Source organism: Micromonospora sp. C41 (genome assembly GCF_018070485.1).
Lineage (GTDB): Bacteria > Actinomycetota > Actinomycetes > Mycobacteriales > Micromonosporaceae > Micromonospora > Micromonospora chalcea.
In genome coordinates this window covers 1-14803 of sequence record NZ_JAGPXP010000024.1, presented here as the reverse complement: position 1 = coordinate 14803, position 14803 = coordinate 1, and the positions used below count along the sequence as shown (strand labels likewise).

At 71.8% G+C, this 14803-nt stretch carries 12 protein-coding genes and 1 pseudogene; 5 read left to right on the top strand and 8 right to left on the bottom strand.

Features of this window, described 5'->3' with window-relative positions:
- Window positions 1-2: 2 nt before the first annotated feature.
- The 5 genes from sufC to KBX43_RS23010 are packed head-to-tail and all read right to left on the bottom strand — an operon-like array spanning window position 3 to window position 4411.
- Window positions 3-776, bottom strand: a complete 774-nt coding sequence (sufC, locus tag KBX43_RS23030; RefSeq protein WP_064445306.1) for a Fe-S cluster assembly ATPase SufC — start codon at window positions 774-776, stop codon at window positions 3-5.
- Window positions 776-1120 (bottom strand): non-heme iron oxygenase ferredoxin subunit, encoded by a 345-nt coding sequence (locus KBX43_RS23025; RefSeq protein WP_064445305.1) that lies wholly within the window; start codon window positions 1118-1120, stop codon window positions 776-778. The genes sufC and KBX43_RS23025 overlap by 1 nt, the downstream gene beginning before the upstream one ends.
- Window positions 1120-2262 carry a Fe-S cluster assembly protein SufD gene (sufD, locus tag KBX43_RS23020; protein ID WP_069089093.1) on the bottom strand — a complete coding sequence of 381 codons (1143 nt, stop codon included), beginning with the start codon at window positions 2260-2262 and terminating at the stop codon, window positions 1120-1122. The genes KBX43_RS23025 and sufD overlap by 1 nt, the downstream gene beginning before the upstream one ends.
- 56 nt (window positions 2263-2318) lie before the next feature.
- Window positions 2319-3749 carry a Fe-S cluster assembly protein SufB gene (sufB, locus tag KBX43_RS23015; protein ID WP_013287447.1) on the bottom strand — a complete coding sequence of 477 codons (1431 nt, stop codon included), beginning with the start codon at window positions 3747-3749 and terminating at the stop codon, window positions 2319-2321.
- Window positions 3746-4411, bottom strand: a complete 666-nt coding sequence (locus tag KBX43_RS23010) for a metalloregulator ArsR/SmtB family transcription factor (RefSeq protein WP_223201463.1) — start codon at window positions 4409-4411, stop codon at window positions 3746-3748. The genes sufB and KBX43_RS23010 overlap by 4 nt, the downstream gene beginning before the upstream one ends.
- A 208-nt stretch (window positions 4412-4619) precedes the next feature.
- On the opposite strand from KBX43_RS23010, the gene KBX43_RS23005 reads away from it, so the two are divergent.
- Both KBX43_RS23005 and KBX43_RS23000 read left to right on the top strand, forming a co-directional pair.
- A complete protein-coding gene (locus KBX43_RS23005) occupies window positions 4620-5582 on the top strand; it encodes a heme A synthase (protein WP_176722841.1) in 963 nt (320 codons plus the stop codon).
- 73 nt (window positions 5583-5655) lie between these two features.
- Entirely contained in the window at window positions 5656-7323 is a 1668-nt protein-coding gene (locus tag KBX43_RS23000) for a right-handed parallel beta-helix repeat-containing protein (RefSeq protein WP_069089091.1), read from the top strand.
- 605 nt (window positions 7324-7928) lie between these two features.
- Here the strand turns inward: KBX43_RS23000 and KBX43_RS22995 are convergent.
- The 3 genes from KBX43_RS22995 to KBX43_RS22985 all read right to left on the bottom strand — a co-directional run bounded on the left by KBX43_RS22995 (window position 7929) and on the right by KBX43_RS22985 (window position 10367).
- On the bottom strand, window positions 7929-8846 hold the full coding sequence (locus tag KBX43_RS22995) for a RimK family alpha-L-glutamate ligase (RefSeq protein WP_069089090.1): 918 nt from the start codon (window positions 8844-8846) through the stop codon (window positions 7929-7931).
- 9 nt (window positions 8847-8855) lie between these two features.
- Window positions 8856-9188, bottom strand: coding sequence for a hypothetical protein (locus KBX43_RS22990; protein ID WP_013287454.1), 333 nt, complete (start codon window positions 9186-9188; stop codon window positions 8856-8858).
- Window positions 9189-9407: 219 nt separating this feature from the next.
- Window positions 9408-10367, bottom strand: coding sequence for a heme o synthase (locus tag KBX43_RS22985; protein ID WP_043329632.1), 960 nt, complete (start codon window positions 10365-10367; stop codon window positions 9408-9410).
- A 264-nt stretch (window positions 10368-10631) separates the two neighbouring features.
- Here KBX43_RS22985 and tkt point away from each other — a divergent pair, with 264 nt between their 5' ends.
- The 3 genes and pseudogenes from tkt to KBX43_RS22970 form a co-directional block, all read left to right on the top strand.
- Entirely contained in the window at window positions 10632-12770 is a 2139-nt protein-coding gene (tkt, locus tag KBX43_RS22980; RefSeq protein WP_043329631.1) for a transketolase, read from the top strand.
- 16 nt (window positions 12771-12786) lie between these two features.
- Window positions 12787-13965 carry a transaldolase gene (gene tal, locus KBX43_RS22975; protein WP_043331133.1) on the top strand — a complete coding sequence of 393 codons (1179 nt, stop codon included), beginning with the start codon at window positions 12787-12789 and terminating at the stop codon, window positions 13963-13965.
- 79 nt (window positions 13966-14044) lie between these two features.
- A pseudogene (locus tag KBX43_RS22970) lies at window positions 14045-14803 on the top strand (glucose-6-phosphate isomerase); the annotation flags it as partial.

The following is a 14803-nucleotide window of genomic DNA, read 5'->3' as shown; positions in this document are numbered from 1 at the left end:
GGTCAGGCCCGTGCCGCGCCGGCTCCGGCGACGTAGCGCTCGTAGCCCTCTTCCTCGAGCTTGTCGGCCAGCTCCCGGCCGCCCTGCTCGACGATCCGGCCGGCCACGAAGACGTGCACGAAGTCGGGCTTGATGTAACGCAGGATGCGCGTGTAGTGGGTGATCAGCAGCAGGCCGGTGTCACCGGTGTCGCGTACCCGGTTCACGCCCTCGCTGACCACGCGCAGCGCGTCCACGTCCAGGCCGGAGTCGGTCTCGTCGAGGATCGCCATCTTCGGCTTGAGCAGCTCCAGCTGCACGATCTCGTGCCGCTTCTTCTCGCCGCCGGAGAAGCCCTCGTTGACGTTGCGCTGGGCGAACGCCGGGTCCATCTGGAGGCGCTCCATGGCGCCGCGCAGCTCGCCGCCCCAGGTGCGCAGCTTCGGCGCCTCACCGTCGATGGCGGTCTTGGCGGTACGCAGGAAGTTGGCCACCGACACGCCGGGGACCTCGACCGGGTACTGCATGGCCAGGAAGAGACCGGCGCGGGCCCGCTCGTCGACGGACATGGACAGCACGTCCTCGCCGTCGAGGGTCACCTCGCCGCCGGTGATCTCGTACTTCGGGTGACCGGCGATCGAGTACGCCAGCGTCGACTTGCCGGAGCCGTTCGGGCCCATGATGGCGTGCGTCTCGCCGGAGCGCACGGTCAGGTCGACCCCGTGCAGGATCGGCTTGAGCTCACCCTCGGGCAGCTTGACCGACACCTTCAGGTCGCGGATCTCCAGGGTGCTCATCAGCGGGTCACTCCATTGCTCGGCAGCGGACGGCCGTCGCCGTCCACGGAAAGGTAGATGTCGCCGTCGCGGACTTCGACGGAATAGACGGGTACGGGTTCGGTCGCGGGCAGCCCGGTGGGCTCACCGGTACGCAGGTCGAAACGGGATCCGTGCAGCCAGCATTCCAGCGTGCAGCCCTCGACCTCGCCCTCGGACAGCGCCACGGCGGCGTGCGAGCACTCGTCGTGCACCGCGTAGAACACGTCGTCCTCGCCGTGCACGATCGCGACCTGCACGCCGTCCACGTCGGCGCTGATCGCGGTGCCCTTCGGCACGTCCTCGGTGGAGCAGATCTTGAGCATCAGGCGCCGGCCTTCGCCAGCCGGGCCTCGATGGCGTCACCGAGGCGCTCGCGCAGGTCCTCGACCGGGATCTTGTTGATCAGCTCGGCGAAGAAGCCGCGCACCACCAGGCGCCGCGCCTCGGCCTCCGGGATGCCCCGGGCCATCAGGTAGAACAGCTGCTCGTCGTCGAACCGGCCGGTCGCGCTGGCGTGCCCGGCGCCGGCGATCTCGCCGGTCTCGATCTCCAGGTTGGGTACGGAGTCGGCCCGCGCGCCGTCGGTGAGCAGCAGGTTCCGGTTGATCTCGTACGTGTCGGTGCCGGTGGCCTCGGCGCGGATCAGCACGTCGCCGACCCAGACCGTGTGCGCGTCGTCGCCCTGCAGCGCGCCCCGGTAGCCGACGTTGCTGCGGCAGTCCGGCACGGTGTGGTCGACCAGCTGCCGGTGCTCCAGGTGCTGGCCGGAGTCGGCGAAGTAGACGCCGTACAGCTCGGCTTCGCCGCCGCGCTGGGTGTACTCCACCGACGTGTACTGCCGGACCAGGTCGCCGCCGAGGCTGACCTGCACGTGCAGGATCCGGGCGTCGCGGCCCAGCCGCACCTTCAGGTGCTGCGCCTGCACCGCGTCGTCGGCCCAGTCGGCGACGGTGACCAGGGTCAGCTTCGCCCCGTCGCCCACCGACACCTCGACGTTGTCGGCCAGCGTGGCCGAGCCGACGTGCTCGATCACCACGGTGGCCTCGGCGAACCGGTCCACCTCGACGAACGTGTGGCCGAAGGCGAGCGCCTCGGCGTTCTCGCCGACCACCCGCAGGCGCACCGGCGCCTCCACCACCGCGTCGCGGGCGACCCGCACCAGCAGCGCGCGGTCGGCCCCGCCGTACGCGAGCGCGCTGACCCGGTCGAACGGGGTGAGCACGCTGCCCACCCGGGGGTCGTCCCGGCCGATCCGGTCGACGGTGACGCCCTCGGGCAGGTCACCGTACTCGTGCCGGACCGCGCCGGTCGCGCCCTGCGCCGACCCGGTCAGGCCGCGCAGGCGCTTGAGCGGGGTGAAGCGCCACTCCTCCTCCAGGCCGGTCAGGGCCGGGAAGTCGGCGACGTCGTACGAGCGGAGCGCCTGCGACTTGGTCGTGGGCGGCGCGGAAGCCTGGGTAGTCATCTCTTCCTTGTGTTCTGCGACGAGGTGTCAGGTAAGGCGGAGGACGGGGGCCGGCGTCAGCCGACCGCGCCCTCCATCTGCAGCTCGATCAGGCGGTTGAGCTCCAGCGCGTACTCCATCGGAAGCTCCTTGGCGATCGGCTCGATGAAGCCGCGCACGATCATCGCCATCGCCTCGTCCTCGCTCAGGCCCCGGCTCATCAGGTAGAAGAGCTGGTCCTCGCTGACCTTGGAGACGGTCGCCTCGTGCCCCATCGACACGTCGTCCTCGCGGATGTCGACGTACGGGTAGGTGTCGGAGCGGGAGATCGTGTCGACCAGGAGCGCGTCGCACTTGACCGTGCTCTTGCTGCTGGTCGAGCCCTCCAGCACCTGCACCAGACCGCGGTACGAGGTGCGGCCGCCGCCCCGGGCGATCGACTTCGACACGATGGTCGAGGAGGTGTGCGGCGCGGCGTGCACCATCTTGGCGCCGGCGTCCTGGTGCTGGCCCTCGCCGGCCATGGCCACCGAGAGCACCTCGCCCTTGGCGTGCTCGCCGGTCATGTAGACCGCCGGGTACTTCATGGTGACCTTGGAGCCGATGTTGCCGTCGACCCACTCCATGGTCGCGCCCTCGTGGCACACGGCACGCTTGGTGACCAGGTTGTAGACGTTGTTCGACCAGTTCTGGATGGTCGTGTACCGGCACCGGGCGTTCTTCTTGACGATGATCTCCACGACCGCGCTGTGCAGCGAGTCGGAGGAGTAGATGGGCGCGGTGCAACCCTCGACGTAGTGCACGTACGCGCCCTCGTCGACGATGATCAGCGTCCGCTCGAACTGGCCCATGTTCTCCGTGTTGATCCGGAAGTAGGCCTGCAGCGGGATGTCCACGTGCACGCCCTTCGGCACGTAGATGAACGAGCCACCGGACCAGACGGAGGTGTTCAGCGCGGCGAACTTGTTGTCGCCGACCGGGATGACCGTGCCGAAGTACTCCTTGAACAGGTCCTCGTGCTCCTTGAGCGCGGTGTCGGTGTCCAGGAAGACGACGCCCTGCTCCTCCAGGTCCTCACGGATCTGGTGGTAGACCACCTCGGACTCGTACTGCGCCGCGACACCGGCGACCAGGCGCTGCTTCTCCGCCTCCGGGATGCCGAGCTTGTCGTAGGTGTTCTTGATGTCCTCGGGCAGGTCCTCCCAGGAGGTGGCCTGCTTCTCGGTGGACCGCACGAAGTACTTGATGTTGTCGAAGTCGATCCCGGTGAGGTCGGCGCCCCAGTTCGGCATCGGCTTGCGGCCGAACAGCCGCAGGCCCTTGAGCCGCAGGTCGAGCATCCAGGCCGGCTCGTTCTTCTTGGCCGAGATGTCCCGCACCACCGCCTCGCTGAGGCCGCGCTGGGCGGACGCCCCGGCGACGTCGGGGTCGGCCCAGCCGTACTCGTAACGACCGAGGGCCGCGAGCTGCTCCTCCTGGGTCAGGGGCTGAACGATCTGCTCGGTCATCTATCTGTCCTCACAGTGGTGACGGTGGAACCGGACTGGGCGGGAATGTGCGTGGTGCACACGCCGTCGCCGTGCGCGATGGTGGCCAGGCGCTGTACGTGGGTGCCGACCAGACGGGAGATGACCTCGGTCTCGGCCTCGCACAGCTGAGGGAACTCGGCGGCCACGTGCGCCACCGGGCAGTGGTGCTGGCAGAGCTGGCCGCCGGAGGCGATCGTGGACGCGTTGGCAGCGTAACCCTCGGCGGTGAGCGCCCCGGCGAGCGCCTCGGCCCGCGCGAGCGGCGCGTCTCCCGCGTCCTCCATGGCCGCCCGGCAGCGGGTCTCCAGCGCGGAGACCTGCTCGGCCGCGAACGCCGCGACCGCCTCGGCGCCGCCGGTGCGGGCGATCCACCGCAGCGCGGCGGTGGCCATGTTGTCGTAGTGGTGGGTGCCGCAGCGGCCCCGGGCCGCCTCGGTGAGCGCGAAGACCTTGGCCGGCCGGCCCCGCCCCCGGCTGCCGCGCACGACCTGGTCGCGGGCGACCACGTCGCCGTCGGCGAGCATGGCGTCGAGGTGCCGACGGATCGCGGCCGGGCTGAGGCCGAGCGCCGAACCGAGCTGCGCTGCGGTGGTGGCGCCCCGCTCCAGCAGGAGCTGGGTGACCCGGTCACGGGTCGACAGGTCGGCCGGAGCGGACTCCCGCTCGACGTGCCGGGTGCCACGACGCGACCGCGAACCGCCGGTGACCGCACCGGTCACCGACGCCCGGGACAGCGCCGCCGCGTTTTTCACAACGGCAACGTTACGTAAATCGTCCGGGGCTCGCAAACCCGGGTCCGGTGATTCCGACCACCGGGGTGGCGGAGTCACCCGATCGGGATCAACTACGGTGCGTAGGATTCGCTCCGTGAAGCGTTCCGTCCGGTTCCCGGTCTCGTCCACGCTGCTGCGCCGCCTCGCGCTCGCCTCGATCATCGCGAACGTCGCGATCGTGGTCACCGGCGGGGCCGTCCGGCTCACCGCGTCCGGCCTCGGCTGCCCCACCTGGCCCCGGTGCACCGACGACTCCTACACCACGACCGCCGAGATGGGCGTGCACGGGGTGATCGAGTTCGGCAACCGGCTGCTCACCTTCGCGGTGGGGATCATCGCACTCGCCGTCGTGCTGGCCGTGCTGGCCCACCGTCCCCGCCGGCGCGGGCTGCTCCCGCTGGCCGTCGGCGTGCTGTTCGGCATCCCGGCCCAGGCGGTCATCGGCGGCATCACCGTGCTGACCGACCTCAACCCGTGGGTGGTCGGGCTGCACTTCCTCGCCTCGATGGCGGTCATCGCCGCCGCGTACGCGCTCTGGCGGCGGATCAAGGAGCCGGACGGGCCGGACAGCCCGACCGTGCCGGCGCCGCTGCGTACCCTCGCCTGGATCACCACGGCGGTGAGCGCGTCGGTGCTGGTGGTCGGCACCTGGGTGACCGGCAGCGGCCCGCACGCCGGCGACCACGGCGCGGCCCGCAACGGCCTGGACCCGACGCAGATCTCGCAGGTGCACGCCGACGGCGTCTTCCTGCTGATCGGTCTCTCGGTGGCGTTGTACTTCGCGTTCCGGGCGGTCGGCGCGGAGCGCGCGGCGCGGGCCGCCGCGGTGCTGATCGCGGTCGAGCTGGGCCAGGGCGTGATCGGCTTCGTCCAGTACTTCACCCACCTGCCGGGCGTGCTGGTCGGCGCGCACATGCTCGGCTCCTGCCTGGTGCTGCTGGCCACGCTCGGCGTCCTGTTCGCGACCCGGGAGCGGCTGCCGGCCGCCCCGCCAGCCCCGGCCGAGCCGGTCGCCGAGCCGGTGGGCGCCGGCGCCTGAGCGGGGCGTTATCGCGCGACGGGAACGGGAAAGCGGTCCGGGCCACGGACCGTACGCCCGAGGGGAGTTCCCGGTGCCGCGCAAGAGCCTCGCCACCACCACGCCGCAACGGCTGACGCCGGTCGCCGGCGCGCCGCTGTGGTGCGACGCCCACGAGCACGGCCTCACCGGCGACGGGGTGACGAACGACCAGCCGGCGCTGGCGGCCCTGGTGGACCGGCTCGGCGCCGGGTACGACGCCGACGGCCGGGCCCGGGTGATCTACTGTCCGCCCGGCCTGTACTCGATCCGCGACGCCGGCACCGTCTGGCGCAGCGGTGTCTCGCTGATCGGCGCCGGACCGGCCGCGACCCGGTTCCTGCTCAGCAACGAGGGCGACCGCAGCGCACCGGTCCCGCTGGCGTACTGGACCACCGTGCAGCACGGCGCGGACCGGGACCGGCACATCGCCGACTGCACGTTCGCCGACTTCGAGATCGACGGCTCCGGGGTCGCCCAGACCTCCTACGACTACCTGGCCAAGGGGCTGGGCCTGCAGTACGTGGTGCGCGGCGTGTTCCGCAACCTCTACATCCACCACACCGGGGCGACCGGCCTGGGCTGTGACTTCCTCCAGGACAGCCTGATCGACGGCGTGGTCGTGGTCGGGTGCGGCCGGCTGGACAACGGCGACCAGATGGGCGGCGCCGGGATCGGCGTCGGCATCGGCGGCTGGGGCGACGTGGAGCGCCTCACCATCGCCAACTGCACCACCATCGGCAACGGCACCAACGGGATCTTCCTGGAGTTGCAGAAGGACTACTGGACCCCACCGCGCGGTTTCCGGATCATCGGCTGCCACAGCCAGGCCAACCGGTTCGGCATCTCCGACTGGGGCGCCGACGGGCTGATCGTCTCCGGCTGCACCATGACCAACAACCTGGAGGCCGGCTTCGACGTGTCCGGCAACGGCACCGCCGGGGTGGCCGGGCGCGGCGGCCTGCTCACCGGCTGCGTGATCGACGCCAACGTCGGCGACGGGATCAGCATGGGCAACACCCCCGGCCCGTACACGGTGCAGGGCAACCGGATCAGCCGCAACGGCGGTTTCGGCTACCACGAGCACGACCTGGGCCACGGCTACCGGGGCGCGGCGGCCGACGTGGTGATCCAGGACAACGACATCCGGGAGAACGCGCTGGACGGCATCCGGATCGACCGGCCGATGCTGGACACCTCGATCGTGGGCAACCGGATCCGGGACAACGGCCGCCGCTCCGCCCCGGCCTGCTCCGGCTCCGGCGAGGCGGTGCGCTACGGCCCGCGCGAGCTCACCGACGGCAACGCGGACTGGCCCGACGGCGGGCACCGGGGCAAGGTGGTCCGGGTCGGCTCACGGGACGCGGTGGTGTCCGACAACAGCGCCACCCGGCTCTCCCTGGCCGAGGTACGCCCGGACGGCACCACCGGCTGGAACGAGGCCACCCCGGGGCCGGGCACGAGGTACGAGCTGCCGGACGGCCCACCGGCCTGCGGCGGCATCACCATCGCCGCGCCGTTCGACTCGGCCACCGTGCGCGGCAACCGGATCTGGCACCGGGACGCCGACACCCAGGCGTACGGCATCTGGGTCACCGAGGCGGGCAGTTGCGTCTCGTGCGCGTTCGAGGACAACGACCTGGCCGGCACCGAGGCCGCGCTGCGGCTGGACACGCCGCCGATCGGCGGCCGCTGGGCACGCAACCACAGCGACCGCGACTGACCTCCCGGCGGCGCGGGCGGCACCGGCGGCTCGGGCGGCTCCGGTTCAGCCGGGCCGGCGTCGGTGGTGGCAGCCAGCATGACCAAGCTGCCGTTGCTGACCGCGTACGCGACGATCAGCACCCAGAGATCGCCGTCGCGGTGCAGCAGCCTGGCGACGTGCAGGCCGAGCAGCGCGCGCTGATGGTATCGAAGACGCGGCCCGGTGGGCCCCGGCGAAAGCCGCCGACGCCACGATGGCGGCGACGGCCGGCAAACGCGCCGCCAGCCCGAGTGGAAACGCGCCCCCTCGTGCCACCCATGGCGTTCCACTCACGGCACGGACGGATCGCGAGTGGAACACCATGGGTGCCTGGACAGCCCTGAGACACCCATGCCGTTCCACCCAGGGCCCCGGCAGACAGCGAGTGGAACACCGTGGGTGCCTCGAGCCCTGAGACAGCCTGGCGTTGCGTGCACCGCGTTGGGTGGGTCGGCGAGGTGCGTCCGCAGCGGGGAGGGTCGCGGTCCCGGGCCCGCTGCCGAAGCCCGGACGCCGCCAGGGCCGGCACGCTCGCCACGGCCACGGCCACCGCCAGGCCCACAGCCACGGCCAGGCGGGACGGGTCAGGCGCGGGGGGTCAAGTGGGTGAGCACCGCGTCGGCGAGCCGGTCCGGGGCGCCGTCGGCGTACCCGACGAACAGGCTCGGCTCGGTCAGCTCCAGCTCGACCAGCACCGGCGTGCCGTCCGGGCCGGGGATCAGGTCGACCCGGGCGTAGAGCAGCCGGTCCGGGCCGCCCGGCACGGCTGCCAGCACCTTCTCGGCCACCGCGCGCTGCTCCGCGGTGGCGGTGCGCGCGTCGATGCGCTCCTCCTTGTAGAGCGCGGCCTCGCCCAGGTCCGGCCCGGTCAGCATCGGACCCTTGCGGATCGCGTGGCTGAACGCCAGGCCGTCGGGCCCGGCCAGGAACAGCAGCGCGGTCTCCCCGGCGGTGTCCACCGCCTCCAGGTACGGCTGGACCATGGTGACCCGCCCGGCGTCGGAGAGCCGCCGTACGTGGGCCACCGCCAGTTCCCGGTGCTCTCTGTCGGTCAGGTCGTAGCGGCCGGTGTCCTGGCTGCCGGCGCTGACCGCCGGCTTGATCACGTACTCGCCGCCCGCCGGTGGGGTCCACTCCCGCCCGGGCTCGACCCACTGCGTCGGCACGGTGGGCGCTCCGGCGGCGGAAAGCTCGGACAGGTAGCGCTTGTCGGTGTTCCAGGCGACCACGTCGGCCGGGTTGACCAGGGCCGGCACGGTACGCGCCCAGGCCACGAACTCGTCGCGCCGCCGCGCGTAGTCCCACGGGGAGCGGATCACGACCAGGTCGTACCCGGACCAGTCGACGGCCGGGTCGTCCCAGACCGCGATCTCGGTGGTGACCCCGCGGGCGGCGAGCGGGCCGAGCGCGAGCCGGTCGTCCGGGTCGAGGTCGGGCAGCTCGGCGCAGGTGACGAAAGCGACCCGGGGTCTCCCCCGGGTCGACTGGTGGTGGTTGGTCATTCGGTTATGTCAACGGGCCATCGTGCGCCGGGCCATCGACCGCCACAGGTCGTTGCTCGGACGCATCTGGTCCATCAGTTCACGCTCCCAGGCGTTCTCGACGTCGACCCCGGCCTTCGCGCAGGCCTGCCGCGCGACGTCGGTGCCGTCGGCGAACTGGTCTGCCCATACCCCGTCGGAACCCACGAGGACGATCCGTGCGCCGCGCTTGCCGACGTACTCGATGACCGCCTTCGCGCCGCCGTGTCCGGCGGCGAACGACTTGATGCCCGCGACCAGGCCGTTGGGGGCCTGCTCCGCGGTCTTGTCAGCCGTCAGCGTCGTATCGGAACCATCTGCCATGACGCGAAGCCTAAGCAGAGTTCCACCCGGATGTGCGAGAACCATGAACTGAATGTGATGCCAATTACCCGCCGGTTTAAGAAGAACCACAGGTAATTCGCCTGCATATGTCGCTTATATCTGGGCGAAGCGGGCGGGCGAGATCGTCACAATCTGTCCGGGTTGGACCCCTCCGGGGAAGCCCGAAAAAAATTTCTGATGAACCGCCGGACGGGCGCGTCAGAGCAGCGCGTCGAGCGCGACGGCCGCGAAGAGGATCGTGAGGTACGTGGTGGACCAGTGGAACAGCCGCATCGGCTTGACCGCCTCGCCCCGCGTCGCGCGACGGCACAGCTTGTGCGCCTCGACGAGGAAGATCCCGCCGACCACGAGCGCGGTGACACCGTAGATCGGGCTCATCCCGAGCGGCCAGACCGCCAGCGAGGAGAGCACGGTCAGCCAGGAGAACCCGATGATCTCGGCGTTGACCCGCCGGACCGAGGCCACCACCGGCAGCATCGGCACGCCGGCGCGCGCGTAGTCGGCCTTGTACTTGATGGCCAGCGCGTAGAAGTGCGGCATCTGCCAGAAGAAGACCACGGCGAAGAGGCCCCACGCGGCCGGCGCCAGCGAGCCGGTGACGGCGGCCCAGCCGATCAGCACCGGCGCGGCCCCGCAGATGCCGCCCCAGAACGTGTTGGCGGCGGTGGTCCGCTTCAGCCACAGCGTGTAGACCAGGTCGTAGTAGGCGATCGCGGCGAGCGTCAGCACCGTCGCCAGCCAGTTGGTGGTCGCCGCCATCAGCGCCACCGAGACGGCCGCCAGCACCAGACCGAAGATCAGCGCGCTGCGCGGAGAAACCGTGTGCGCGGGCAGTGGGCGGCGCTTGGTGCGCCGCATGAGCTGGTCGATGTCCCGGTCGATGTAGCAGTTCAGGACGCTCGCCGCGCCGGCCGCGAGCGAGCCGCCGACAAGCACGACGGCGACCAGCCACAGCGACGGCATGCCGCCGTCCGCGAGCATCATCGCCGGAACGGTGGTGACCAGCAGCAGCTCGACGATCCGCGGCTTGGTCAGCGCCACGTACGCCGCCACCACGGCGCGTACGTCCCGCCGGCCGCTCGCCGGCGCCTCCGCCACCGCGCCCACCGGCGGCTGCCCGGCAGGGTTGCTGACGGGGCGCTCGGTGATCATGCTCACGGATTGCCACCTTCCGGCATCGGCGGGGGGAGGTCGTTCGGCCCGGACCCGTCGAGGTCCACACACCGCCCCACACACTACGCGGCGTCGTTTTGGCTGCCCCGCAGACCCGGCAACGGTGCGAGCCGTCACACCTGGGGTTGAACGACCGGACGTCCGCGATCCGTACAGAACAGCATGCTGAGATCCCCGGGCGGACGTTTAGCACCGCTCGATAGGGTCATCAGTGAGGGTTCCGCCCATCTGCCGAGGAGCACAACCATCGTGGCTGCCAACCGACCCGAGCTTCCCGCTCTCAACTGGTCCGACCTCGACCGCAGGGCCGTCGACACGGTCCGCGTGCTGGCCATGGACGCCGTGGAGAAATCCGGCAACGGCCACCCGGGGACGGCGATGAGCCTCGCCCCGGTGGCGTACCTGCTCTTCAACCGGGTCATGCGGCACAACCCCGCCGACCCGAACTGGGCCGGGCGCGACCGGTTCGTGCTCTCCGCCGGCCACTCCAGCCTGACGCTCTACATCCAGCTCTTCCTCTCCGGCTACCCGCTGTCGCTGGACGACCTCAAGGCGCTGCGCCAGTGGGGCTCGCTCACCCCGGGCCACCCGGAGCACGGCCACACCCCGGGCGTGGAGACCACCACCGGGCCGCTCGGCCAGGGCCTCGGCAACGCGGTCGGCATGGCGATGGCGGCCCGCCGCGAGCGCGGCCTGTTCGACAGCGAGCCGGACCGCGCCGACTCGCCGTTCCGGCACGACATCTGGTGCATCGCCTCCGACGGTGACATCGAGGAGGGCATCACCCACGAGGCCAGCGCGCTCGCCGGTCACCAGCAGCTCGGCAACCTCTGCGTGATCTACGACGACAACGAGATCTCGATCGAGGACGACACCCGCATCGCCAAGAGCGAGGACGTGGCGGCCCGCTACGAGGCGTACGGCTGGCACGTGCAGACCGTCGACTGGCGCAGCGGCGACGCCGACCAGGGCGACTACCACGAGGACGTGGAGGCGCTGTACCAGGCGCTGCTGGCCGCCAAGGCGGAGACCGGCCGGCCGTCGTTCATCGCGCTGCGCACCATCATCGGCTGGCCCGCGCCGAACAAGAAGAACACCGGCAAGATCCACGGCTCGGCGCTCGGCGCGGACGAGGTGAAGGCCACCAAGGAGATCCTCGGCTTCGACCCGCAGCGCACCTTCGAGGTCGACGAGGAGGTGCTCAAGCACGCCCGTCAGGTGCTGGAGCGTGGCGCGCAGGAGCAGGCCGAGTGGACCACCGGGTTCGACGCCTGGGCGCAGGCCAACCCGGAGCGCAAGGCGCTGTGGGACCGGATGGCCACCCGTACGCTGCCGACCGGCTGGACCGACGCGCTGCCGACCTTCCCGGCGGATGCCAAGGGCGTCGCCACCCGGGCCGCCTCCGGCAAGATCCTGGAGGCCCTGGCGCCGGTGCTGCCGGAGCTGTGGGGCGGCTCGGCCGACCTGGCCGAGAGCAACAACACCACGATGAAGGGCGAGCCGTCGTTCGTCCCGGCCGCGCACGCCACCAAGGACTTCCCCGGTGACGAGTACGGCCGCACGCTGCACTTCGGCATCCGCGAGCACGCCATGGGCGCGATCCTCAACGGCATCGCCCTGCACGGCGGCACCCGCCCGTACGGCGGCACGTTCCTGGTGTTCAGCGACTACATGCGCCCGGCGGTGCGGCTGGCCGCGCTGATGAAGCTGCCGGTGACGTACGTCTGGACGCACGACTCGATCGGCCTCGGCGAGGACGGCCCGACGCACCAGCCGATCGAGCACCTGACCGCGCTGCGGGCCATCCCCGGCCTGGACGTGGTGCGCCCAGCCGACGCCAACGAGACGGTCTGGGCGTGGCGGCAGGCGCTGGAGCACACCGACCGGCCGACCGCGCTGGCGCTCAGCCGCCAGGCGCTGCCGACGTTCGACCGCACCGACCTGGCCGGCGCCGAGGGCGTCGCCAAGGGCGGGTACGTGCTGGCCGAGGCGTCGAACGGCAAGCCGCAGGTGATCCTCGTCGGCACCGGCTCCGAGGTGCAGCTCTGCCTCACCGCACGGGAGCGGCTGGAGGCCGACGGCACCCCCACCCGGGTCGTCTCCATGCCCTGCCAGGAGTGGTTCTTCGCGCAGGACGAGGCGTACCGGGAGTCGGTGCTGCCGCGCGGGGTAAAGGCACGGGTGAGCGTGGAGGCGGGCATCGCGATGTCGTGGCGCGCGATCGTCGGCGACAGCGGCGAGTGCGTGAGCATCGAGCACTACGGCGCCAGCGCGCCGCACACCGTGCTCTTCGAGCAGTTCGGGTTCACCCCCGACCGGATCGTGGCCGCCGCGCACGCGGCGCTGACCCGGGTGGGCGACATCACCGGTTTCACGACCGGCAACTGAGGGGAGCGTGGACGGCATGACGGACAGGCTGAAGGAGCTCCAGGGCGCCGGGGTGGCGATCTGGCTCGACGATCTCTCCCGGGTACGGCTGAGCTCCGGCGGGCTGGACAAGCTGCGCCGGGAGAGCCACGTAGCCGGGGTGACCACCAATCCGACGATCTTCGCCAAGGCGCTGAGCGACGCCGGCGAGTACGACTGGCAGCTTCGTGACCTCGCCGTACGTGGTGTGGACGTCGAGGAGGCGGTCCGCATGCTCACCACGTACGACGTGCGGTGGGCCTGCGACGTGATGCGCCCGTCGTACGAGACCAGCGGCGGCGTGGACGGCCGGGTGTCGATCGAGGTGGACCCGCGCTCGGCGCACGACGCGGCGAAGACCGTCGCCGAGGCCAAGGCGCTGTGGTGGCTGGTCGACCGGCCGAACCTGTTCATCAAGATCCCGGCCACCGAGGAGGGCCTGCCCGCGATCACCGCGACGCTGGCCGAGGGGATCAGCGTCAACGTCACGCTGATCTTCGGCCTGGACCGGTACTCGCAGGTGATGGAGGCCTTCCTGGCCGGGCTGGAGCAGGCGCAGGCGAACGGGCACGACCTTTCGAAGATCGGCTCGGTCGCCTCGTTCTTCGTCTCCCGGGTCGACACCGAGGTGGACAAGCGGCTGGAGAAGATCGGCTCGGACCGGGCCAAGGCGCTGCGCGGCAAGGCCGCTGTCGCCAACGCCCGGCTGGCGTACGAGCGTTACGGCGAGGTGTTCTCCTCGGCGCGCTGGCAGAAGCTGGCCGACGCGGGCGCCCACCCGCAGCGCCCGCTGTGGGCCTCCACCTCGACGAAGAACCCGGACTACCGGGACGTCATCTACGTCGAGGAGCTGATCGCGCCCGGCACCGTCAACACCATGCCGGAGCCGGTGATCCACGCCTACGCCGAGCACGGCGAGACGAAGCCGGACACCGTCACCGTCGCGTACGACGACGCCCGCCAGGTCTTCGCCGACCTGCTGGCGGTGGGCGTTGACCTGTCCGACGTGATCGCCACGCTGGAGCGCGAGGGCGTGGAGAAGTTCGAGGCGAGCTGGGTGGAGCTGCTGGAGGGGGTCAAGAAGTCCCTCGCCGAGGCGGCCAAGGGCTCGGGCAGCCCGCACCGGGCGGCCGGGAAGAACGCGCAGGCGGCGCAGCAGGCCGGCGGCAACGCGTGACAGACGGCGTCCGACGCGTCCCGGGGCCCGGCCCCGGGGCGCGTCGCGCCGTACCGTGGTTTGGGTGAGGGGCGGCACCGTGAGTGACCTGCTGGCCGGGCGGGCCGACATGGCCGCCGGTCTGGCCGTGCGCGGCGCGGACGCCCTGGGCGCGTCGGCGCGCGCCACGCTCGTCGCCCACGACGTCCCGGCCCGGCTCGCCGCCGCCGACCCGGCCCTCTGGGGGCCCGCCGCCGAGCCGGCGGCCCTCGACCGGCTGGGCTGGCTGCACGCCCACCGGCGCAGCCGGGACCTGCTCCCCCAGCTCGCCGAGCTGGCCGCCGAGCTGAGCGACCTGGACCACGTGGTGCTGGCCGGCGCCCCCGACGACACGCTCGCCGCCGAGGTGCTGGCCGAATGCCTGGGCCGGCCGGTGACGGTGCTCGACACCGCCGATCCGGGGCCGGTCCGGGCCGCGCTCGCCGACCGCCCGGCGCGTACCCTCCTGGTGCTCGCCGCCCGGCACGGCCTGGACCGGACCACCGACGCCCACCTGCGGGCCTACCGGCAGGCGTGGGCGGACGAGGGCCCGGATGCCGCCCGGCACGTCGTGGTGGTCACCGAGCCCGGCACGGACCTCGCGGCGCGCGCCGACGAGCTGGGCGCGGTGGTGCTCCCGGCCGAGCCCGGCGTGGCCGGGCCGTGGGCCGCGCTCACCGCGTTCGGCGTGGTCCCGGCGGCCTTCCCGGTGGTGCTCAAGCAGCTCGCCCGCACCGGCATGGCGGACAACGACAGGTCCGGCGGCTGGCGCCGCGTGGTGGTGGAGAAGCCGTTCGGCAACGACCTGCCCTCGGCCAAG